The sequence below is a fragment of the Streptomyces globisporus genome, assembly GCF_003501885.1.
GTDB classification, from domain to species: domain Bacteria; phylum Actinomycetota; class Actinomycetes; order Streptomycetales; family Streptomycetaceae; genus Streptomyces; species Streptomyces globisporus_D.
Genome location: NZ_QWFA01000025.1, coordinates 18,588 through 41,051 on the forward strand (window position 1 = coordinate 18,588; position 22,464 = coordinate 41,051).

Below are 22,464 nucleotides of genomic sequence, written 5' to 3' on the forward strand. Positions count from 1 at the left end.
CCCGTAGCACCATGGGCGCATGCTGCTCGCCGAGCTCGCCCAGGTGTCCCTGGAGGTCGCCGCCACCTCCGCCCGGTCCAGGAAGGTGGCGCTCCTCGCCGGCCTCTTCCGGGACGCGGGACCCGAGGACGTCCCCGTCGTCATCCCGTTCCTCGCCGGACGGCTGCCCCAGGGCCGGATCGGGGTGGGGTGGCGGTCGCTCGGCGACCCGGTGGAGCCCGCGGCGGAGCCCACCCTCACCGTCACCGGCGTCGACGCCCGGCTGACCGCCCTCGCCGCCGTCTCGGGCCCCGGCTCCCAGGCCCGGCGCAAGGAGCACCTGCGCGCCCTGTTCGCCGCCGCCACCGAGGACGAACAGCGCTTCCTGCGGGCCCTGCTCACCGGGGAGGTACGCCAGGGGGCCCTGGACGCCGTCGCCGCCGACGCCCTGGCCCGTGCCGCCGAGGCCCCGCCCGCCGACGTCCGGCGGGCCGTGATGCTCGCGGGATCGCTCCGGGAGGTCGCCGGGGTCCTCCTCGCGGACGGCCCCTCGGCGCTCGCCGCCTTCCGGCTCACCGTCGGGCGGCCCGTCCAGCCGATGCTGGCGCACACCGCCGCCTCGGTCGGCGAGGCCCTCGACAAGCTGGGCGCCTGCGCGGTCGAGGAGAAGCTCGACGGCATCCGGGTGCAGGTCCACCGCGACGGCGACCGCATCCGCGCCTACACCCGGACCCTCGACGACATCACCGACCGGCTGCCCGAGCTGACCGCCGCCGTCGCCGCCCTCCCGGCCGGCCGCTTCATCCTGGACGGCGAGGTGATCGCCCTGGGGGAGGACGGCAGGCCCCGGCCCTTCCAGGAGACCGCCTCCCGGGTGGGCTCACGGCGGGACGTGGCGGAGGCGGCCGCACACGTGCCCGTCGTCCCGGTCTTCTTCGACGCGCTCCTCGTCGACGACGAGGACCTGCTCGACCTGCCCTTCACCGACCGCCACGCGGCCCTGGCCCGGCTCCTCCCCGAGCACCTCCGGGTCCGACGCACCCTCGTCCCCGACGCGGAGGACCCGAAAGCCCGCGCGGCGGCCGACGCGTTCCTCGCCGACACCCTGGAACGCGGCCACGAGGGCGTCGTCGTCAAGGACCTCGCCGCCGCCTACAGCGCGGGCCGCCGGGGCGCGTCCTGGCTGAAGGTGAAGCCCGTGCACACCCTGGACCTGGTGGTGCTGGCCGTCGAGTGGGGCAGCGGCCGGCGCACCGGCAAGCTCTCCAACCTGCACCTGGGCGCACGCCGCCCCGACGGTACGTTCGCGATGCTCGGGAAGACCTTCAAGGGGCTCACGGACGCCCTGCTGGAGTGGCAGACCGAGAAGCTGGGCGAGCTGGCCACCGACGACGACGGCCACGTCGTCACCGTACGCCCCGAACTCGTCGTGGAGATCGCCTACGACGGACTCCAGCGCTCCACCCGCTACCCCGCCGGGGTCACCCTGCGGTTCGCCCGCGTCCTGCGCTACCGCGACGACAAGACCGCCCAGGAGGCGGACACCGTGGAGACGGTGCTGTCCCGGCAGCCGTGAGCGCGCCCCTGTCCTGAAGGGGCGCGCTCGTACAGGGCCCGGCGGCTCAGTGCTTGATGACCGTCGCCGCCGTGTGCTCCTTGATCTGCTCGGGCGTCAGATACACGTCCGTGTACTCGAAGTCCCGCAGCGTCGCCGGCTTGCGGGACTGGAATCCGGTCCGTACGAAGTCGTCACCGGCGACCGCGTTCAGCATCCAGTTCGTCATGACCCGGGTCTTCGCCACGTTCGTCCGCAGCGCCGACCAGTGGTAGCCCCGGGCCACCGCCTGCGCGGGCAGCCCGCGCAGCTCGATGCCCAGCGGCTTGGACACGGCGTCCCGGCCGCCGAGGTCCACGACGAGCCCCAGGTCCTTGTGCACGTAGTCCTTGAGCGGCTCGTGGCGCACCGAGGCGATCAGATTGTCCGCCAGCACCCGGCCCTGGCGCATCGCGTGCTGCGCGGTGGGCGGGCAGACCGCCCCGTCGCCCTTCGCCAGGTCGGGCACCGCCGCCGCGTCGCCGAGCGAGAACACCCCGTCCGCGCCCGGCAGTTGCATCTGCGGGGTCACGGCGAGCCGGCCGCGTACCGTCTCCGCGCCGAGCGTGGCGACCAGCGGACTCGCGGCCACCCCGGCGGTCCAGATCAGCGTCCGGCAGGGCAGCACCCGGCCGTCGGTGAACGTGACCTCCTCCGGGCCCGCTTCGGCGATCGAGACCCCGAGCGACACCTCGATGTTCCGCTTGCGGAGCACCTCCAGCGCGGCCAGGCCGAGCTTGTCGCCGAGTTCCGGCATCAGCTTGGGCGCGATGTCGATCAGATGCCACTTGATCAGGCGCGGGTCCAGCCGTGGATAGTGCTTCACCGCGTTGGTGGTCAGACGCTGGAGGCAGGCGGCCGTCTCCGTGCCCGCGTAACCGCCACCGACCACCACGAACTGGAGCCGGGAGGCCCGCTCGGCCTCGTCGTGGCTGGCGTCCGCCAGGTCCAGCTGGGCGATGACGTGGTCGCGGACGTACGCGGCCTCGGCCAGCGTCTTCATCCCCCGGGCGTTGTCCAGCAGCCCGGGGATGTCGAAGGTGCGGGTGACGCTGCCCGCCGCCAGCACGAGGTAGTCGTACGGCTCGTTCACGATCTCGTCCGTGATCTTCCGGATCACACAGACCTTCGCCTGCGTGTCCACGCCGATAGCCCCGCCCGGCACGATCCTGGTCCGGTGGCGGCGGCTGCGGCGCAGCGACACCGCCACGGACTGCGGCGTGAGCACCCCGGAGGCCACCTGGGGGAGCAGCGGCAGATAGAGCTGGTAGGAGAACGGCGTGACGAGCGTGATCTGGGCCTCGCCCGGAGCGAGCCTGCGCTCCAGACGGCGTACGCACTCGACGCCTGCGAAGCCGGCGCCGACGACGAGAATCCTGGGTGGTGCCACGGTCTGCGTCCCTTCTCGGGCTTGCGTGGTTCTGCGCTCGCCTGCCCCGTTTACCGGGTGATTCACCCCTCATCCTCACCGCAGGCTCCGGCATCCGCCTCCTGACAGGGGTGAAACGGGCCCGATCAGAGGGGCGGGGCGGCCGCCAGCTCCCGCAGCCAGTAGGCGCCCTCCGCGTCCCCGGACACGCCCGGACCACCCGGCGGTACGGGGAACATCCGCCCCCAGGAGGCGGCCCGGCCGAGCGCCGCCAGCCGCCACGCCAGGCTCACCGCACGGCGCAGCCCCGCCGTCGTGAGGCCCCCGCCGGTCCACGGCTCCAGATAGGCGTCCCGCAGCCGGGGCAGCACCTCGGGACCACAGCGCTCACGGGCCGCCCGCGCGGGCACCAGCAGACTGCAGAACGGATGCCCGACCAGGGCGTCGCCCCAGTCGAAGAAGGCGTACCGCCCGGCCGCGGGCGCGAACAGCTGCTTCTCGTGCAGATCGGCGTGGTCCAGCGAATCCGCCACCCCCGACGACGCCAGCTCCTCGCACCAGTCGGCCACCCGGGGCCGCAGGGCCTCCAGCGCCACCCGGTCCTCCCGGGTCAGCGCACCGTTCCCCACGACCAGCCGGTCGAACAGCGCGGGCAGATCGCGCGGCCGGGCCGCCGGAACCCCCAGGGCCTCCATCGCCTCCGCGTACGGGGTCAGCTCCCGCTGCATCGCGGCGTACTGGCGCAGCGGCTCCTCCCAGTACCCGGGGTCGGGGCCGCCGGGGCGCCCGTCCAGCACCTCCGACAGCACCGGACCGCCGTCCGGGGTCAGCGTCCAGCCCCGTGCCGCCTCGACGGCGAGCGGGGGCAGCACCTGTGCGGGGACCCAGCGCGCCAGGGCCTCGGTGAGCCCCGCCTCGAAGGCCGCGGCGGGCGGAACGGCCTTGAACCAGACGGGCGCGGGCCCGGTGACGGTCAGCCGCACCAGCACCGACCAGGGACGCAGCCGCACCGCCCGGGGGCCCGCCTCCACCAGCCCGTGAGCGGCGAGACCCTCGGTCACCCAGGCGAGGGCCTCCGCCCGCCGGACCGGGTCCTCCCAGGGCGTCACGGCGTCCGGGAAGCGCCCCCGGTCCACGGTCATGGGCGCGGCGGGTCCGGCCAGGGCAGTCGTGGGGGCGGCGTCCGGGGTCGCTTCGGGTCCGAGCTTCTCGTCTCTGCGCACCTGATCATGGGACCACCGGCCCCTGCGCGGGCGCACCGCAATTTCCGGGAACACCCGTTCCTGTCCTGCCCGGATCGGCGGACCCTCTCCCTTCGCCCCCTGGAACAGCGGGAGTTCGGCTGCCCGCCCCGTGCGAGGATGTTGCGGTGACCACCTCGCCCTCCTCGCCCGTGGCCGACGACTCTCCCGTGGGCGACGCCCCGCCCCGCGACCAGGGGCTGAGCTCCCGGGCCGCGGCGGTCCTCGTCTTCGGGTCCTCGGCCGCGGTCCTCGTGGTCGAGATCGTCGCCCTGCGGCTGCTGGCCCCGTACCTCGGCCTCACCCTGGAGACCAGCACGATGGTGATCGGCATCGCGCTGACCGCCATCGCCCTGGGCTCCTGGCTGGGCGGGCGCATCGCGGACCAGGTCGATCCGCTCCGGCTCATCGCCCCCGCGCTCGGAGTGTCGGGCGTGGTCGTCGCGCTCACCCCGCTCCTGCTCCGTACCACCGCCGAGTGGTCTCCCGCGCTGCTCCTGCTGGTCGCGTCGGCGACCCTCCTGGTGCCGGGCGCGCTGCTCTCCGCGGTGACCCCGTTCGTGACCAAGCTGCGGCTCACCAGCCTCGCCGAGACCGGGACGGTCGTCGGGCGGTTGTCGGGCGTCGGCACCTTCGGAGCCATCGTCGGCACCGTCCTCACCGGGTTCGTCCTGGTCACGCGGCTGCCCGTCAGCTCCATCCTGATCGGCCTCGGCACGCTGCTGGTGCTCGGGGGCGCCCTCGTCGGGTGGCAGGCCCGGCGGTGGCGGCGCGCCACGGCCGTGGCCCTCGCCACCGTCGTCGCGGGCACCCTCGCCACCGGTTTCGCCCCCGGCGGCTGCGACGCGGAGACCCGCTACCACTGCGCCCGGGTCGTCGCGGACCCCGAGCGGGACAGCGGCCGCACGCTCGTCCTGGACGGCCTGCGCCACTCCTACGTCGACGTGGAGGACCCGGCGTACCTGAAGTTCGCGTACGTACGCGCCTTCGCCTCCGTGGTCGACACCGTCTTCCCCGAGGGCGCACCGCTGACCGCCCACCACATCGGGGGCGGCGGCCTCACCTTCCCCCGCTACCTCGCGGCCGCCCGCCCCGGAACCCGCAGCCTCGTCTCCGAGATCGACCCCGGGGTCGTCCGCATCGACCGCGACCGGCTCGGCCTCGGCCCCGCGGCCACGACCGGCATCGACGTACGCGTGGAGGACGGGCGTCTCGGCCTGCGGCGGCTCGCCGCCGGCAGCCACGACCTGGTCGTCGGCGACGCCTTCGGAGGCGTCAGCGCGCCCTGGCACCTCACGACGTCCCAGGCGCTGAAGGACGTACGCCGGGCGCTCGACGCGGACGGTCTGTACGTCACCAACCTCATCGACCACGGCCGGCTCGCCTTCGCCCGCGCCGAGGTCGCCACCCTCGCCGCGACCTTCCCGCATGTCGCACTGCTCGGGAAGCCCGCGGACATCGGCCTGGACCCCACGGCTTCGAGCATCGGCGGCAACATGGTGGTCGTCGCCTCCGCCCGGCCGCTCGACGCCCCCGCCGTCCAGGAAGCCATGGACGCCCGGGACGTCGGCTGGAGGATCGCCACCGGCGACACCCTCACCGCCTGGACGGGAAACGCCCGGGTGCTCACCGACGACCACGCGCCCGTCGACCAGCTCCTCCAGCCCCACCCCGTCCCAGCGGCCCGGTGATATCCGGACGCCTCGGTGACGCCCGAACAGCCGGGTGACATCCAGAACGGCCCGGCGACGCCGAACGGCCCGGTGATCCCCGGCCGTTCGCGCGGGGTCACCGGGCCGTTCGGGCGGGACGCCTCACCCGTGCCAGGACCGCCACAGCGACGCGTACGCGCCGCCCGCCGCCACCAGCTCGTCATGGCTGCCCAGTTCGCTGATCCGGCCGTCCTCCACGACCGCGATCACATCCGCGTCGTGCGCGGTGTGCAGCCGGTGCGCGATCGCCACCACCGTACGGCCCTCCAGCACCCGGGCCAGGGAACGCTCCAGATGGCGGGCGGCCCGCGGGTCGAGCAGCGAGGTCGCCTCGTCCAGCACCAGCGTGTGCGGATCGGCGAGCACCAGCCGGGCCAGCGCGATCTGCTGCGCCTGCGCCGGGGTCAGCGCGAACCCGCCCGAACCGACCTCGGTGTCCAGCTCCTTCTCCAGCGCCTTCGCCCAGCCGTCCGCGTCGACCGCGGCCAGCGACGCCCACAGCTCCGTGTCCTTGGCCCCCTCGCGGGCGAGGCGCAGATTGTCCCGGAGCGAACCGACGAAGACATGGTGCTCCTGGTTGACCAGGGCCACATGCTCACGGACCCGCTCCGCCGTCATCCGCGACAACTCGGCCCCGCCGAGCGTCACCTCACCGGTGCGCGGTGCGTAGATCCCCGCGAGGAGCCGGCCCAGCGTCGACTTGCCCGCGCCGGACGGTCCGACCAGGGCGAGCCGGGTGCCCGGAGCCACGTCGAGCGACACCTTGTGGAGGACGTCGACGCCCTCCCGGTACCCGAAGCGGACCTCGTCCGCCCGTACGTCCCGGCCGTCGGGGCCGACCTCGGCGTCGCCCGCGTCCGGCTCGATGTCCCGGACGCCGACCAGCCGTGCCAGCGACACCTGGGCGACCTGGAGCTCGTCGTACCAGCGCAGGATGAGACCGATCGGGTCGACCATCATCTGGGCCAGCAGCGCCCCCGTCGTCAGCTGCCCGACCGTCAGCCAGCCCTCCAGCACGAACCAGCCGCCGAGCAGCAGGACCGCGCCGAGGATCGTCACGTACGTGGCGTTGATGACGGGGAACAGCACCGAGCGCAGGAACAGCGTGTACCGCTCCCACGCGGTCCACTCCTCGATGCGCCGGTCCGACAGCGCCACCCGGCGGCCGCCGAGGCGGTGCGCCTCCACGGTCCGCCCGGCGTCCACGGTCTCCGCGAGCATCGCGGCGACGGCGGCGTAACCGGCGGCCTCCGAGCGGTACGCGGAGGGGGCGCGGCGGAAGTACCAGCGGCAGCCCACGATCAGCACCGGCAGCGCGATCAGCACGGCCAGCGCCAGCGGGGGAGCGGTCACCGTCAGCGCGCCGAGCAGCAGCCCCGCCCACACGACGCCGATCGCCAGCTGCGGCACGGCCTCGCGCATCGCGTTCGCCAGCCGGTCGATGTCCGTGGTGATCCGGGACAGCAGATCGCCCGTTCCGGCCCGCTCCAGCACACCGGGCGGCAGCCCGACGGACCGGACGAGGAAGTCCTCGCGCAGATCCGCGAGCATCTCCTCGCCCAGCATCGCGCCGCGCAGCCGCATGGAGCGGGTGAACACGACCTGGATGAGCAGCGCCACCGCGAAGATCGCGGCCGTGCGCTCCAGATGCAGGTCGGTGGCCCCGGCCGAGAGGTCCTCGACCAGACCGCCCAGCAGATACGGTCCGGTGATCGAGGCGACCACCGCCACCGCGTTGACCGCGATCAGGACGGTGAACGCCCTGCGGTGCCGGCGCAGCAGACTCCGTACGTAACTCCGCACGGTCGTCGGTGTGCCCACGGGCAGCGTCGTCGCCGACTCCGGTGCCGCGGGGTCGTACGCCGGGGGTGCGACGCCGATCATGCCCTCTCCTCGATTTCCTCGATGCTCTTCATGGCGGGGACGTCGTCGATCTTCGGGGCGGGGACGTCGCCGACGCCGTTCGCCGCGGCCGCCTCGTCGTCGGTCTCGCGGGTGACGACCGCCCGGTAGCGCGGTTCGGTGCGCAGCAGGTCGCGGTGGTTCCCCACGGCGACGACCGTGCCCTCGTGGACGAGGACCACCCGGTCGGCGGCGTCGAGCAGCAGCGGCGACGAGGCGAACGCCACCGTCGTACGCCCCTGGCGCAGCTTCGCGATCCCGGCGGCGACCCGTGCCTCGGTGTGCGAGTCGACCGCGGAGGTCGGCTCGTCCAGCACCAGCGCCTCCGGGTCGGTGACCAGGGACCGCGCCAGCGCGAGGCGCTGGCGCTGACCGCCGGACAGGGACCGGCCGCGCTCGGTGATCCGGGTCCGCATCGGGTCCCCGTAGTTGTCGGCGGACGCCTGGGCCAGGGCGCTCAGCACATCGCCGCACTGGGCCGCCTCCAGGGCCGCGTCCGCGGTGACCAGGCCCGAGGACGGGACGTCCAGCAGCTCCCGGAGCGTGCCGGACAGCAGCACCGGGTCCTTGTCCTGGACCAGGACCGCCGCTCGTGCGGTGTCCAGCGGGACCTCGTCCAGGGCGACCCCGCCGAGCAGCACCGACGGGGCCGCCGCGGCAGCCTTCTCGTCCTCCTCGCCGGTCTCCGCGTGCCCGCCGAGCCGGTCGGCCAGTCGGCCCGCCTCGTCCGGGTCGCCGCAGACGACGGCGGTGAACTGGCCCCGCGGGGCCATCAGCCCGGTCGCCGGGTCGTACAGATCACCGGTGGGCGTCACACCCTCCACCGTGGCCTCCTGGGCGCTGCGGTGCAGCGACAGCACCCGCACCGCACGCTGGGCGGACGGCCGCGAGAAGGAGTACGCCATCGCGATCTCCTCGAAGTGACGCAAGGGGAACAGCATCAGAGTGGCCGCGCTGTAGACCGTGACGAGCTGGCCGACGTCGATGCGGCCGTCCCGGGCGAGCGTCGCCCCGTACCAGACCAGGGAGATCAGCAGGATCCCCGGCAGCAGCACCTGCACCGCCGAGATCAGCGCCCACATCCTGGCGCTGCGCACGGCCGCGCGGCGGACCTCCTGCGAGGCGCGGCGGTAGCGGCCGAGGAACAGCTCCTCACCGCCGATACCGCGCAGCACCCGCAGCCCGGCGACGGTGTCCGAGGCCAGTTCGGTGGCCTTGCCCGCCTTTTCGCGCTGCTCGTCGGCGCGGCGGGTGGCGCGCGGCAGCAACGGCAGCACGGCCAGGGCCAGCACCGGCATGGCGAGCGCCACCATCAGTCCGAGGGACGGCAGGTAGATCGCCAGGCCGACGCAGATCACCACGAGGGCGGTGGCCGCGGCGGCGAACCGGGAGAGCGCCTCGACGAACCAGCCGATCTTCTCCACGTCACCGGTCGACACGGCCACGACCTCACCGGCCGCGACCCGGCGGGTCAGCGCGGAGCCCAGCTCGGCGGTCTTGCGGGCGAGCAGCTGCTGGACCCGCGCGGCGGCGGTGATCCAGTTGGTGACGGCGGTCCGGTGGAGCATGGTGTCGCCGACGGCGATCAGCACGCCGAGGGCCACGATGAGGCCGCCCGCCAGGGCGAGCCGCCCACCGGAGCGGTCGATGACGGCCTGGACGGCGAGCCCGACGGTGACCGGCAGACCGGCGATGCCCAGCTGGTGCAGCAGCCCCCAGGAGAGGGACTTCAGCTGTCCGCCGAGCTGATTGCGGCCGAGCCAGAACAGGAAGCGAGGGCCCGAACGGACATCGGGGTCGCCGGGATCCGAATACGGAAGGTCGCGAATCTGCATGACGTCCCAGGGCTCGTGAAACGGAGGTCCGGACGGACCTCGAAGACGGGGTGACGTGCAAGAGTCCCTGTTCGTCCCGTTCCGGGGCAACCGGTTTTTCCGGTCGCCCCCGCCCTGCGGGGTCCCGGGCCGAGCAGGCCCGGGACCCCGCAGACGTCACTCCGCGGGCTTCTCCGAGTCCATGCCGGACCGGGCCTTCTTCCACTCGCCCCGGGTGAAGTCGGGGATCGGCAGGGGCGCGCCCTTGGCCTTGATGGACAGATGGCTCAGCGGCACGGGGGCCGTCCAGACCGCCGCGTCGTACACGTCGAAGTCGGGCACCAGGCCGAGCCGCATGCACTGCATCAGGCGGAACACCATGATGTAGTCCATCCCGCCGTGGCCGCCCGGCGGATTGGCGTGCTCCTTCCACAGCCAGTGGTCCCACTCGGCGTACTTCTTGAAGTCGTCCCACTGGTGGTTGGTGTTCGTGGGCTCCAGATAGATCCGCTCCGGGTAGTCCTCGAACACGCCCTTGGTCCCGCCGAGGCTGTTGATCCGCGAGTACGGGTGCGGCGACGACACGTCGTGCTCCAGCCGGATCACCCGGCCCTTGGCGGTCTGCACGAGGCTGATCGTCCGGTCGGCCCCGATGTACGACTCCTTCCAGCTCGGGTCGCCGGACGGCATGTGCTCCTCGCGGTACGCGGCGAGCCCCAGGGGGGTGGTGCCGACACTGCTGATGCTGACGACCCGGTCGCCCCGGTTGACGTCCATGTAGTTGGCGACCGGACCGAACCCGTGGTTGGGGTAGAGGTCGCCGCGGAGCCGGGTGTGCCACAGCCGCCGCCACGGACCCTCGTAGTAGTCGGGGTCGAACATCAGCTCACGCAGATCGTGGTTGTAGGCCCCGGCGCCGTGCTGCAGTTCGCCGAAGAGACCCGCGTGCGCCATCCGCAGCACCCGCATCTCGTTCTTGCCGTAACAACAGTTCTCCAGCTGCATGCAGTGCCGTCGGGTGCGCTCGGAGAGATCCACGAGCTGCCACAGCTCTTCCAGGCGCATCGCGATCGGGCACTCCACCCCGACGTGCTTGCCGTTCAGCATCGCCGTCTTCGCCATCGGGAAGTGCAGCTCCCACGGCGTCACCACGTAGACGAAGTCGATGTCTCCGCGCTTGCAGAGGTTCTCGTAGTCGTGCTCGTCCTTGGCGTAGATCGCGGGGGCGGGCTGACCGGCGGCCGTCACCTTCTTGGCGGCCTTCTCCGCCTTGTCCCGGACCGTGTCGCACACCGCCTTGACCTGGACGCCCGGGAGGGCGAGGAAGAGGTCGATCATGCTGTCGCCGCGGTTGCCGAGGCCGATGATGCCGACCCGGACCGTGGAGCGCCGCTCGAAGGGCACGCCCGCCATGGTGCGGCCCTGCCGGGGAGGGGCGGCGGCCACGGCTTCCGCGGCGGCGACGGCTTCGGGGGCGCTCGCCCCGGCCGCCGACGCGGTGCCTCCGCCCAGTGCGCCGAGGCCGAGTCCGGCCCCAGCCACGCCCGCCGTGGTCCACAGCACCGAACGGCGGCTGGGATCCTGCCGGTTCACCTCGTCGGCCGCGCCGCTGTGCGGGGGTATGTCCCGCGGTTCCGGTGCGGGCCGGGCGTCGTCGTTCATCGAGCCTCCAGGTGGGGTTTGGGGGTTCAGACGGTGCGCGAGCGCGCCCGGCCCCGCCGTACGGATACGGGCGGCGGGACCGGGGCTCGGTAAGGACCCTGGAGGGTGAGGCTGATGGTGCGCAAGGGAAGTATTTGGACTCTTGTCCTCAAACATTGGACTTTTCTCACGGCACGCCGAAGCCCCGACTGGTGCAACCAATCGGGGCCTTCAAACGCTCATCTGTGCAGGCCGGCGGGGGTGTTGACGCCCGTCGGCACCGACTCACGGGAGAGTCGGCCGGGTGGCGTGTTCCAGTTCGATCAGCGCCGAGCGGTACGGGTGGCCGGTGGCGCGTTCCATACCGATCTCGCACATCCGGTTCGCCGACAGATAGGCGTCGTAGGGGCGGCGGTCGACCTCGGCGGCCTCCTTGGCCGTCGCCGAGTCGGTCAACTCCTTGTGGAGCATGCCCCGGTCACCGGCGAACGCGCAGCACCCCGCGTCGTCCGGGACCACGACCTCCTTCGCACAGGCATCGGCCAGCGCCCGCAACTGCCCGACGTCACCCAGATGTTCCATCGAACAGGTCGGATGCAGGACCGCCGAGCCGACCGTCCGGAACACCGTCAGATGCGGCAGCAGCTCCTCGGCCGCCCACACCAGTGAGTCCACGACGGTCAGTTCGCGGTGGAGCGCCCGGTTGTCCTCGGTGAGGTAGGGCACCACCTCCTCGGCGATGCCAAGCGTGCACGAGGAGGCGTCCACGACCAGCGGCAGCGTCCCGCCCGCCGTCCAGCCCCAGGCGGCCTCCACGATCCGGTTCGCCATGATCCTGTTGCCCGCGTCGTACCCCTTGGAGTGCCAGATCGTCGCGCAGCAGGTCCCCGTGACGTCCTCGGGGATCCACACCGGCTTTCCGGCCCGCCCGGACACGGCGACCACCGCCTCGGCCAGCGAGAGTCCGGGCCCCGCCCCGCCGTCGTCCGATCCGGCGAAGATGCGGTTGACGCAGGCCGGGTAGTACACCGCGCTCGCCCCGACGCGTGCCGTGTCCGGCAGCCGCCGGGCCGCCGCACCGGGGATCTGCGGCAGCCACTCCGGTACGAGATCGGGGCGCACGGCCTTGCGGGCGAGCCGCGTCACGGCCTCCAGCGGAGCGTCACCCACCCGGTCCCCGACGGCGTCGGCCGCCGCCACGGCCAGCCGCGCCGAGGCCTCCACCGCCCGGAAGTTCTTCGCGGTGAGGGCCGCGATCCGCTCCTCGCGCGGGGTGTGCCGGCGGTGGCGGAAGCCCTTCATCATCGCCCCGGTGTCGATACCGACCGGGCAGGCCAGTTTGCAGGTGGAATCCCCTGCACAGGTGTCCACGGCGTCGTAGCCGTACGCGTCCAGCAGGCCGGCCTCGACCGGTGAGCCATCGGTCTGGCGCATCATCTCCCGGCGCAGCACGATCCGCTGGCGCGGAGTGGTCGTCAGATCCTCGCTGGGGCAGGTCGGTTCGCAGAATCCGCACTCGATGCACGGGTCGGCGACCGCCTCCACCTTCGGAATGGTCTTCAGACCTCGCAGATGGGCCCGCGGATCCCGGTCCAGCACGATGCGCGGGGCGAGCACCCCGGCAGGGTCGATGACCTGCTTGGTCCGCCACATCAGCTCGGTGGCGCGCGGCCCCCACTCCCGCTCCAGGAACGGTGCGATATTGCGTCCGGTGGCGTGCTCCGCCTTGAGTGATCCGTCGAACCGGTCCACCACCAGCGCGCAGAACTCCTGCATGAACGCGTCGTACCGGGCCACGTCGGCCGGCTTCGCCGCGTCGAACGCGAGCAGGAAGTGCAGATTGCCGTGCGCCGCGTGCCCCGCCACGGCGGCGTCGAAGCCATGGCGCGACTGGAGCTCCAGCAGCGCGGCGCAGGCGTCCGCCAGCCGGGCGGGCGGCACCGCGAAGTCCTCCGTGATCAGGGTGGTGCCCGAGGGCCGGGAGCCGCCGACAGCGGTGACGAACGCCTTGCGGGCCTTCCAGTACCCGGCGATCGTCCCGGCGTCCCGGGTGAACGCGTTGGTCACGGACGCCGCCGGACGGACGAGCTCCAGACCGGCCACGACGGCGTCCGCCGCCCGGTCGAACGCCGCCTGGCCCGCCTCGTCGGCCGCCCGGAACTCCACCAGCAGAGCGGTCGTCTCCCGGGGCAGCGCCGCCCAGTCCGCCGGAACGCCCGGCACACTGACGGAGGCGCGCAGGGTGTTGCCGTCCATCAGCTCCACGGCGATCGCCCCCGCCTCGGTGAACCGGGGCACGGCCGCAGCGGCGGCGGTGAGGGAGGGGAAGAACAGCAGGGCGCTGGAAACCCGCCGGTCGAGCGGGAGGGTGTCGAAGACGACCTCGGAGATGAAGCCGAACGTCCCCTCGGATCCGACCATCAGCCCCCGCAGGATCTGCACCGGCGTCGCCCCGTCGAGGAAGGCGTCCAGGCGATAACCATTGGTGTTCTTGATCGTGTACTTGGCGCGGATCCGAGCGGTAAGCTCCGCGTCCGCCTCGATCTCCGCCTTCAGCTCCAGCAGCCCCGCGCACAGCTCCGGTTCGGCGTGGGCCAGCTCTTCGTCGGCGGCGGGCTCCGCGGTGTCGACGACGGTGCCGCTCGGCAGGACGAAGGTGAGCGAGGCGAGCGTCCGGTAGGAGTTGCGGGTGGTGCCCGCCGTCATGCCCGATGCGTTGTTGGCGACGACCCCGCCGAGGGTGCACGCGATGGCGCTGGCCGGGTCCGGGCCGAGCAGCCTGCCGTACCGGGCGAGGGTGGCGTTGGCCCGCATGACGGTGGTGCCCGGCAGGATCCGGGCCCGCGCCCCGTCGTCCAGCACCTCCACGCCGGTCCAGTGACGGCGTACGTCGACGAGGATGTCCTCGCCCTGCGCCTGGCCGTTGAGGCTGGTGCCCGCGGCCCGGAACACCACGGAACGCCCCTTGCCGTGGGCGTACGACAGGATCGCGGACACGTCGTCGAGGTCCTCGGGGACCAGCACGACCCGGGGGAGGAAGCGGTAGGGGCTGGCGTCGGAGGCGTACCGCACGAGGTCGGAGATCTTCCAGAGCACCTTGTCCGCGCCGAGCAGGGCGGTCAGCTCACTCCGCAGCGGCTCCGGGGTGCCGCCCGCGCTGCGGTCGGTCACCCGGTCGGGGGCGGGTTCCCGCGCCGTTCCGGGGCGCAGGGCTTCCGGGTCGGGCTCCAGCAGCGGCATGTCGGCCTTCCCCTCGGCTCGGCGCTCAGCGGTGGCACGCGGCAACTGCGCTCAGCAGTGGCGCTCCGGCATTCCGTCGACCAGAGCGGACAGCAGCTCACCGAACACCTCGCGCTGATCGGCGGTCAATGGAGCCAGGATCTCCTCTGCGGCGGCCCGGCGCGCGCTGCGCAGGGACCGCAGCGTGGCGCGCCCCTCGTCGGTGATCTCGATGCGGACCACCCGGCGGCTGTCGGGATCCGGGGCGCGGCGCACCCGGCCGCTCGCCTCCAGGGCGTCGACCAACGTGGTCACGGCGCGCGGGACGACGTCGAGACGGCGGGCGAGATCCGCCATCCGGGGGGCCGCGTCGTAACTCGCGACCGTCCGCAACAGCCGGAACTGGGCCGGAGTGATGTCGATCGGATCCAGCTGGCGGCGCTGGATGCGGTGCAGCCGCCGGGTGAGCCGCAGCAACTGCTCGGCGAGCAGGCCGTCGCGGGAGTCACGAGAATCGCGGGAATCAGGGGAATCAGGGGAGTCGGAGGGGTCGGGGGAATCCGGGGCGTCCATACGGGAACAATATCAGGACCTTGTTCATTGTGAGTATAGGTAACAATGAGCTAGACTCTCACTGTGCGAGGCCGGGACCGCCCGGCCTCGCCTCACGCCCGACGAAGGAGCCCATGAAACCCGACGAACCCACGTGGACGCCCCCGCCCGATGCCGGCACCGACGCCGACCGGCCGCCCGCCGAGGTGCGCCGCATCCTCCGCCTCTTCCGCCCCTACCGCGGCCGCCTGGCCGTCGTCGGCCTGCTGGTCGGCGCATCCTCCCTGGTCGGGGTCGCCTCCCCGTTCCTGCTGCGCGAGATCCTCGACACCGCCATCCCGCAGGGGCGCACGGGCCTGCTGACCCTGCTCGCGCTCGGCATGATCCTCACCGCCGTGGTGACCAGCGTCTTCGGCGTGCTCCAGACCCTCATCTCGACCACCGTCGGCCAGCGCGTCATGCACGACCTGCGCACCGCCGTCTACACCCAGCTCCAGCGGATGCCGCTCGCCTTCTTCACCCGGACCCGCACGGGCGAGGTCCAGTCCCGCATCGCCAACGACATCGGCGGCATGCAGGCGACGGTCACCTCCACCGCGACCTCGCTGGTCTCCAATCTCACGGCCGTCATCGCGACCGTCGTCGCCATGCTCGCCCTCGACTGGCGGCTCACCGTCGTCTCGCTCCTCCTCCTGCCGGTCTTCGTCGGGATCAGCCGCCGCGTCGGCCGGGAACGCAAGAAGATCACCACCCAGCGCCAGAAACAGATGGCCGCGATGGCCGCCACCGTCACCGAGTCCCTCTCGGTCAGCGGCATCCTCCTCGGCCGCACGATGGGCCGATCCGACTCCCTCACCCAGGGCTTCGCCGAAGAGTCCGAGCGCCTGGTCGACCTCGAAGTGCGCTCCAACATGGCCGGCCGCTGGCGGATGTCCACGATCGGCATCGTCATGGCCGCCATGCCCGCCGTCATCTACTGGGCGGCCGGACTCACCTTCGCGTCCGGAGCCGCCGCCGTCTCCATCGGCACGCTCGTCGCCTTCGTCACGCTCCAGCAGGGGCTGTTCCGTCCGGCGGTCAGCCTGCTCTCCACCGGCGTCCAGATGCAGACCTCCCTCGCCCTCTTCCAGCGCATCTTCGAATACCTCGACCTCACGGTGGACATCACCGAACCGGAGAATCCGGTCCGCCTGGAGAAGATCCGCGGTGAGATCGCCTTCGAGGACGTCGACTTCAGCTACGACGAGAAGAACGGCCCGACGCTGACCGGCATCGACGTGACCGTCCCCGCAGGCCACAGCCTCGCGGTCGTCGGATCCACCGGCTCCGGCAAGTCCACGCTCAGCTACCTGGTGCCCCGGTTGTACGACGTCACCGGCGGCCGGGTCACGCTCGACGGCGTCGACGTCCGCGACCTGGACTTCGACACCCTCGCCCGGGCCGTCGGCGTCGTCTCCCAGGAGACGTACCTCTTCCACGCCTCCGTCGCCGACAACCTGCGCTTCGCCAAGCCGGAGGCCACCGACGAGGAGATCGAGGCCGCGGCCCGCGCCGCGCAGATCCACGACCACATCGCCTCCCTGCCCGACGGCTACGACACGATGGTCGGCGAGCGCGGCTACCGCTTCTCGGGCGGCGAGAAGCAGCGGCTTGCCATCGCCCGCACCATCCTGCGCGACCCTCCGGTGCTGATCCTCGACGAGGCGACCAGCGCGCTCGACACCCGTACGGAACAGGCCGTGCAGGAAGCGATCGACGCCCTGTCCGCCGGACGGACCACGCTCACCATCGCGCACCGGCTCTCCACCGTCCGCGACGCGGACCAGATCGTCGTCCTGGAGGACGGGCGGGTCGCCGAGCGCGGCACACACGAGGAACTGCTCGACCGCGACGGCCGCTACGCCGCCCTGATCCGCCGCGACTCCCACCCGGTCCCGGTCCCCGCCCCCTGACGTCACGGCCATGGCCCGCATACGGCATGATCGCCGCGCATGAGAGCTCTCCTCGGGGTGGAACTCCCCGGCTACCGCACCGTCGACACCGACACCTGGCTGAACGACCACGGCGATGTGCTGTCCTTGCACTTCTTCGACCTGCCGCCGGACCTGCCGGCCGCGCTGGACGACGGCCCGACCCTGCGGCACGGCCTGACCCACTTCACCGCACGAGCGGGCGGCGGACTCATCGAGGCATCGGTGAAGCGCCTGAGCGAGCTGCCCGCCCTGCGGCAGATACTCAAACTGCCCCTGCCGAACCAGCCCAGCGGTCAGGCGTTCGTCGGCAGCTTCACGGTGCCGCGCGCCGGGTGCAGCACCGTGGTGAAGATCCAGGCGGCGGAGCGCGGCATGACAGGCATGCGGGAAGCCGTGGTGATGGCCAAGCTCGGCCCCGACCAGTACTTCCGGCCGCACCCCTACGCCCCCGAGGTCCAGGGCGGGCTGCCCTTCCACGCGGCGGATCACGCCCAGTGGGACACGGAATTCCCGGACCACCCGCTCACCCGGGTCCGCCGGACGCTCGACACCCTCGCGGCGGCGGTGACGGTGGACCCCGGGTTCGCCGCGCTGCCGCCCTTCACCGGACCGGCCGCGGCGAACGGCTGAACCGACCGGCTCCGTACAAACGGCGCACAGGGCACACACGGCGGCGCCGCCGCTCCCGTGGGACGGGGAGCGACGGCGCCGGGCGGAGCAATGGTCAGACGAGCCAACCCACGAAGTGGACGACGCCGGCCAGCAGGTTGGTCAGGAAGTTCATCTGGTCTTTCTCCTTGTACGTGGTGCATCTGTGGGACTGCGCAGTAGCGGTCTGCAGCCCGTTGACTGCGCTCTGCAATCATCACGCCCCGGACGAGTGAAGAGCAATGAATCCCCTGACGATCACGCGTTCCAGCGAACACCCGATCCCTTGTTCGCGTGTTCCGGCTACGGGTGTTCTGGTCACGCCGTACGGCGTTCGTGTCGCCGGAGCCGACGCCGTGGTCGGGTCTACCGGCCGTGGCGCGCGCCCCGGGTTAACGTGCGCGCATGGTGAACGAGTCCCCGGACGCCCGCCCCCGTCGCAGACTCCGCCCGACCCGCCGCGGAAAGATCGTCCTGGCCGTCGGCGCACTGCTCGTCGTATCGGCCGCCGTCCTGATCCCCCTGTCCCTCAGCGGATCGGACGAGCCGCCGAAGAAGCAGGAGAGCCCGCAGAGCACACTGATGATCCCCGAAGGCCACCGCGTCTCGCAGGTGTACGAAGCAGTGGACAAGGCGCTCGACCTGAAGCCCGGCAGCACGCTGAAGGCCGCGTCGACGGTGGACCTGAAGCTGCCCGCCCAGGCCGAGGGCAACCCCGAGGGGTACCTCTTCCCGGCCACGTATCCGATCGACGACGCGACCGAGCCCGTGGGCCTGCTGCGCTACATGGCCGACACCGCCCGCAAGCACTTCGCCGCGGACCATGTCACGGCAGGGGCCCAGCGCAACAACGTCTCCGTCTACGACACGGTCACCATCGCCAGCATCGTCCAGGCCGAGGCCGACACCCCGGCCGACATGGGAAAGGTGGCGCGGGTCGTCTACAACCGGTTGCTCAAGGACATGCCGCTGCAGATGGACTCCACGATCAACTACGCCCTGAAGCGTTCCACCCTGGACACGACGACCGCCGACACCCAGCTGGACAGCCCGTACAACAGCTACCGGATCAAGGGCCTGCCGCCGACGCCCATCGGCAATCCGGGGGAGGAGGCGCTGCGCGCGGCCGTCAGGCCCACGCCCGGCCCCTGGCTCTACTTCGTCACGGTCGGCCCCGGCGACACCCGGTTCACCGACAGCTACGACGAGCAGCAGAGGAACGTCGAGGAGTTCAACCGCAGCCGCGGCTCCGCGACGACGGGCTGACCGACCCGGCCGATGGGACGGGTGAGGCCGACATCACCGAGACGGGCGGGGGAATCACGCTCCCGGCACGGGCACGGAGACGACCGCCCCCGCTTCCCCGCCGGCCCGCGCGCCGCCCGTCTCCTTGAGCAGCCGCATGACCGACCGGACCGCCGCGCGGCCCGCACGGTTCGCGCCGATGGTGCTGGCGGAGGGGCCGTACCCGACGAGGTGGACGCGCCCGTCCCGTACGGCACGGGTGTTCTCGGCCCGGATGCCCCCACCCGGTTCGCGCAGCTTCAGCGGGGCCAGATGGTCCACGGCGGGCCGGAACCCGGTCGCCCAGAGGATCACGTCGGTCTCGACGACACGGCCGTCGTCCCAGGCGACGCCGGTCGGCGTGATCCGGTCGAACATCGGCAGCCGGTCCAGCACCCCCTGCTCCCGGGCCCGCCGCACGGCATCGTTCAGCGGCAGCCCGGTCACGCTGACCACGCTCTTCGGCGGCAGCCCGTTGCGTACCCGCTCCTCCACCATCGCCACGGCCGCCCGCCCCCACTCCTCGGTGAACGGACCTTCGCGGAAGACCGCTTCGCTGCGGGTCACCCAGAAGGTGTCGGCCGCGTGCTCGGCGATCTCCATCAGATGCTGCGTACCGGAGGCGCCGCCCCCGACCACGAGGACGCGCTGCCCCGCGAACTCCTCGGGCCCCGGGTAGTTCGCCGTGTGCAACTGCCGCCCCCGGAACGTCTCCTGGCCCGGATAGCGCGGCCAGAACGGCCGGTCCCAGGTGCCGGTCGCGTTGATCAGGGCCCGTGCCGCGTACGTCCCCTCGGACGTCTCCACCAGCAGCCGCCCGCCGCTTCCCTCCCGTACGGCGCTCACCTCGACGGGCCGGTGGACCCGCAGGCCGAAGCGGTCCTCGTACGCGGCGAAGTACCCGCCGATCACCTCCGAGGAGGGCCGGTCGGGGTCGGCCCCGGTCAGCTCCATGCCCGGCAGCGCGTGCATCCCGTGGACCTTGCCGTACGTCAGCGAGGGCCAGCGGAACTGCCACGCGCCGCCCGGCCGGGGCGCGTGGTCCAGCACGACGAAGTCGCCGTCCGGCTCCAGCCCGACGCGGCGCAAGTGGTAGGCGGCGGACAGTCCCGCCTGACCCGCGCCGATGACGACCACGTCCAGATCGCGCACCGCAGAAATGTTCACGCTTCTACTAACTCGTCGGGCGCCCGGGATCTTCCCGAGCGCCCGACGAGTGTCACCGCACGGCTCAGCGACCCCCGGCGAGCAGCAGGGGAGCCCCGCCCGGCGCCGCGGCGGTCCGGCTCTCGACACCGTCCACGCCCAGCAGCGGCGACGCGGGCACGGTCGGCAGCAGCCCTCGGCGGGACAGTTCGGGGGTGACGCCCTCGCCGAACCAGTACGCCTCCTCCAGATGCGGATATCCGGAGAGCACGAAGTGCTCCACCCCCAGCGCGTGGTACTCCTCGATCCGGTCCGCGACCTCCGCATGGCTGCCCACCAGCGCGGTCCCGGCCCCGCCGCGTACCAGACCGACGCCCGCCCAGAGGTTCGGCGCGATCTCCAGCTTGTCCCGCGAACCGCCGTGCAGCGCCAGCATCCGCTGCTGCCCGACCGACTCGCTCTTCCCCAGCGCCTGCTGCGCCGCCGCGATCGTCTCCGGATCGAGGTCGCCCAGCAGTCGGTCGGCGGTCGCCCACGCCTCCCGCGACGCATCCCGCGAGATGGTGTGCAGCCGGATGCCGAACCTGACCGTGCGCCCCTGCTCCTCCGCCAGGGAGCGAATCCAGTCGATCTTCTCCTTCACGGCGGCCGGCGGCTCGCCCCAGGTGAGATAGACATCGGCGTGCGCGGCGGCGACCGGCCCGGCCGCCGCCGACGACCCGCCGAAGAAGATCTCCGGCAGCGGGTCCGGCGGCAGCGCGGTCAGCCCGCCCTCCACCTGGTAGTGCTCCCCGTCGAAGTCGTACGGCTGCCCGCTCCAGGCACCCCGCACCACCGACAGGAATTCCGCGGTCCGCGCGTACCTCCGGTCATGGTCCAAGTGGTCTCCGAAACGCCGCTGTTCGGTCGAGTCGCCCCCGGTGACGACGTTGAGCAGCAGTCGGCCCCGGGTGATCCGCTGATAGGTGGCGGCCATCTGCGCGGCCAGCACGGGCGAGATGACCCCCGGCCGGAACGCCACCAGGAACTTCAGCCGCTCGGTGTGCTGGGCGAGCGCCACCGTGGTCAGCCAGGCGTCCTCGCACCAGGTGCCGGTGGGCGTCAGCACGGCCTCGAAGCCCAACTGCTCGGCCGCCTTGGCGATCTGGGCCAGATACTCGATGTCCGGCGCGCGCACTCCGCTCACCGGCGTGATCCGGTCGCGCTTGATGCCGCCGTCGGTGTACGCGTGCCGGTCCACGAGCGTCCGGCCGTCACCGCCGGTGGGCAGGAACCAGTGCAGACGGACGTTCATGAGGAGGCCTTTCCGTAGGAGCGCGGCGCGGTGGAGGAAGGAGGAAGATCGCGGTTGAACCGGGTGTCGACGTAGTCCGCGAAGTCGAACCGCCGTGGAATCAACTTGAGTTCGGCGAAGGTGTCGGCGATCTCCTGCTCGGAGGCGATGGCGGCGTCGTCGATCGCCACCGGGACGCGGGTGCCGTAGGAGCGCTTCACGGCATCCAGCGCCACGTCGTACGGAAGCCCGGTCTCCTTCGCCCAGACCTTCGCCCACTCCTCGGGGTGCTCGAAGACCCACTTCTGGGCCCGCTCCAGCCGGACCAGCAGATCGCCGATGGCCTTGGACTTCTTGGCGTTCTTGAGCGAGGCGGGCGAAGCGACCTGGAATCCGAGGCCGTTGACGACGCCTTCACCGGTCGTGAGCACCCGGGCGTCCGCCGTGCGCAGGACCTGCGAGGTGTACGGGTCCCAGATCGCCCAGGCGTCGACCTTGCCCCGGCTGAACGCGGCGAGCGCGTCGGCGGGCTGGAGGTAGTTCAGCTCGACGTCCCCGATCCCGAGCCCGGCCTTCTTGAGCGAGGCGACCAGCTGGAAGTGGGCCGAACTGCCCTGGGCGACGGCGATGGACTTGCCCTTGAGCTGGGCGGGCTTCTCCAGCGGGGAGTCCTCGGGCACGACGATGACCTCACCGGCGGGCGAGCCGTGCGTGGCGCCGACGACGGCGATGTTCGAGTCGGCCCCCGCGGCGAAGACGGGCGGCGTGTTGCCGACGCCGCCGATGTCGACGGCTCCGGCGCTCACGGCCTCCAGCAGGGGTGGTCCTGAGGTGAAGGTGGACCACTTGATGCGGTAGTCGAGGGCGTCGAGCTCTCCGGACGCCCGCAGGATCGCCTCGTAACCTCCCTTCTGATCACCGACGTTGAGCGTGAGGCCGCCCTTGCCGTCGGTGTTGCCGCCCGAGCCGGCGGACGAGGCGCCGCCGCACGCGGAGAGGAGCAGGGCGAGGGGGAGGAGCAGGGCGGGCAGAGTACGGCGTTTCATGACGGGTCTCCGTGGCGGGGGTGGGGGTGAGGATGTGCGGGCGATACGTCGGGCTCTCCGTGCTCTCCGTA

The 22,464-nt window shown here is 72.3% G+C and carries 15 protein-coding genes; 5 read left to right on the plus strand and 10 right to left on the minus strand.

Features of this window, described 5'->3' with window-relative positions; translation table 11 throughout:
• Positions 1–19 precede the first annotated feature (19 nt).
• Positions 20–1,555, plus strand: a complete 1,536-nt coding sequence (locus D3105_RS06640) for an ATP-dependent DNA ligase (protein ID WP_118900910.1) — start codon at positions 20–22, stop codon at positions 1,553–1,555.
• Between the two features lie 46 nt (positions 1,556–1,601).
• Here the strand turns inward: D3105_RS06640 and D3105_RS06645 are convergent, their stop codons facing one another.
• Positions 1,602–2,963 (minus strand): NAD(P)/FAD-dependent oxidoreductase, encoded by a 1,362-nt coding sequence (locus D3105_RS06645; RefSeq protein WP_118900913.1) that lies wholly within the window; start codon positions 2,961–2,963, stop codon positions 1,602–1,604.
• A 125-nt stretch (positions 2,964–3,088) separates the two neighbouring features.
• Entirely contained in the window at positions 3,089–4,084 is a 996-nt protein-coding gene (locus D3105_RS06650; RefSeq protein WP_118900941.1) for a phosphotransferase, read from the minus strand.
• Positions 4,085–4,311: 227 nt separating this feature from the next.
• On the opposite strand from D3105_RS06650, the gene D3105_RS06655 reads away from it, so the two are divergent.
• Positions 4,312–5,874, plus strand: a complete 1,563-nt coding sequence (locus tag D3105_RS06655) for a fused MFS/spermidine synthase (protein WP_118900915.1) — start codon at positions 4,312–4,314, stop codon at positions 5,872–5,874.
• Between the two features lie 123 nt (positions 5,875–5,997).
• Here D3105_RS06655 and D3105_RS06660 read toward each other — a convergent pair whose 3' ends face one another.
• The 5 genes from D3105_RS06660 to D3105_RS06680 all read right to left on the minus strand — a co-directional run bounded on the left by D3105_RS06660 (position 5,998) and on the right by D3105_RS06680 (position 15,044).
• The gene (locus tag D3105_RS06660; protein ID WP_118900918.1) at positions 5,998–7,779 is read right to left on the minus strand and encodes an ABC transporter ATP-binding protein; all 1,782 of its coding nucleotides are present in this window, start codon (positions 7,777–7,779) and stop codon (positions 5,998–6,000) included.
• The gene (locus tag D3105_RS06665) at positions 7,776–9,632 is read right to left on the minus strand and encodes an ABC transporter transmembrane domain-containing protein (RefSeq protein ID WP_118900920.1); all 1,857 of its coding nucleotides are present in this window, start codon (positions 9,630–9,632) and stop codon (positions 7,776–7,778) included. Before D3105_RS06665 ends, D3105_RS06660 begins: the two co-directional genes overlap by 4 nt.
• Positions 9,633–9,788: 156 nt before the next feature.
• Positions 9,789–11,273 carry a Gfo/Idh/MocA family protein gene (locus D3105_RS06670; RefSeq protein WP_118900922.1) on the minus strand — a complete coding sequence of 495 codons (1,485 nt, stop codon included), beginning with the start codon at positions 11,271–11,273 and terminating at the stop codon, positions 9,789–9,791.
• Between the two features lie 264 nt (positions 11,274–11,537).
• Positions 11,538–14,492: an FAD-binding and (Fe-S)-binding domain-containing protein gene (locus tag D3105_RS06675; RefSeq protein ID WP_118900924.1), complete on the minus strand. Its 2,955-nt coding sequence runs from the start codon at positions 14,490–14,492 to the stop codon at positions 11,538–11,540.
• Between the two features lie 51 nt (positions 14,493–14,543).
• Positions 14,544–15,044, minus strand: coding sequence for a MarR family winged helix-turn-helix transcriptional regulator (locus D3105_RS06680; protein WP_118900927.1), 501 nt, complete (start codon positions 15,042–15,044; stop codon positions 14,544–14,546).
• 113 nt (positions 15,045–15,157) lie between these two features.
• On the opposite strand from D3105_RS06680, the gene D3105_RS06685 reads away from it, so the two are divergent.
• The 3 genes from D3105_RS06685 to mltG all read left to right on the plus strand — a co-directional run bounded on the left by D3105_RS06685 (position 15,158) and on the right by mltG (position 18,910).
• On the plus strand, positions 15,158–16,975 hold the full coding sequence (locus tag D3105_RS06685) for an ABC transporter ATP-binding protein (RefSeq protein ID WP_118900929.1): 1,818 nt from the start codon (positions 15,158–15,160) through the stop codon (positions 16,973–16,975).
• Positions 16,976–17,014: 39 nt separating this feature from the next.
• Positions 17,015–17,626 (plus strand): hypothetical protein, encoded by a 612-nt coding sequence (locus D3105_RS06690; RefSeq protein WP_118900931.1) that lies wholly within the window; start codon positions 17,015–17,017, stop codon positions 17,624–17,626.
• Between the two features lie 423 nt (positions 17,627–18,049).
• Entirely contained in the window at positions 18,050–18,910 is an 861-nt protein-coding gene (mltG, locus tag D3105_RS06695; protein ID WP_118900933.1) for an endolytic transglycosylase MltG, read from the plus strand.
• Between the two features lie 54 nt (positions 18,911–18,964).
• Here mltG and D3105_RS06700 read toward each other — a convergent pair whose 3' ends face one another.
• The 3 genes from D3105_RS06700 to D3105_RS06710 form a co-directional block, all read right to left on the minus strand.
• Positions 18,965–20,095, minus strand: a complete 1,131-nt coding sequence (locus D3105_RS06700; RefSeq protein ID WP_240646823.1) for an NAD(P)-binding domain-containing protein — start codon at positions 20,093–20,095, stop codon at positions 18,965–18,967.
• Positions 20,096–20,159: 64 nt separating this feature from the next.
• Entirely contained in the window at positions 20,160–21,368 is a 1,209-nt protein-coding gene (locus D3105_RS06705; protein ID WP_118900937.1) for an LLM class flavin-dependent oxidoreductase, read from the minus strand.
• Positions 21,365–22,393 (minus strand): ABC transporter substrate-binding protein, encoded by a 1,029-nt coding sequence (locus tag D3105_RS06710; RefSeq protein ID WP_118900939.1) that lies wholly within the window; start codon positions 22,391–22,393, stop codon positions 21,365–21,367. Before D3105_RS06710 ends, D3105_RS06705 begins: the two co-directional genes overlap by 4 nt.
• Positions 22,394–22,464: the final 71 nt, after the last annotated feature.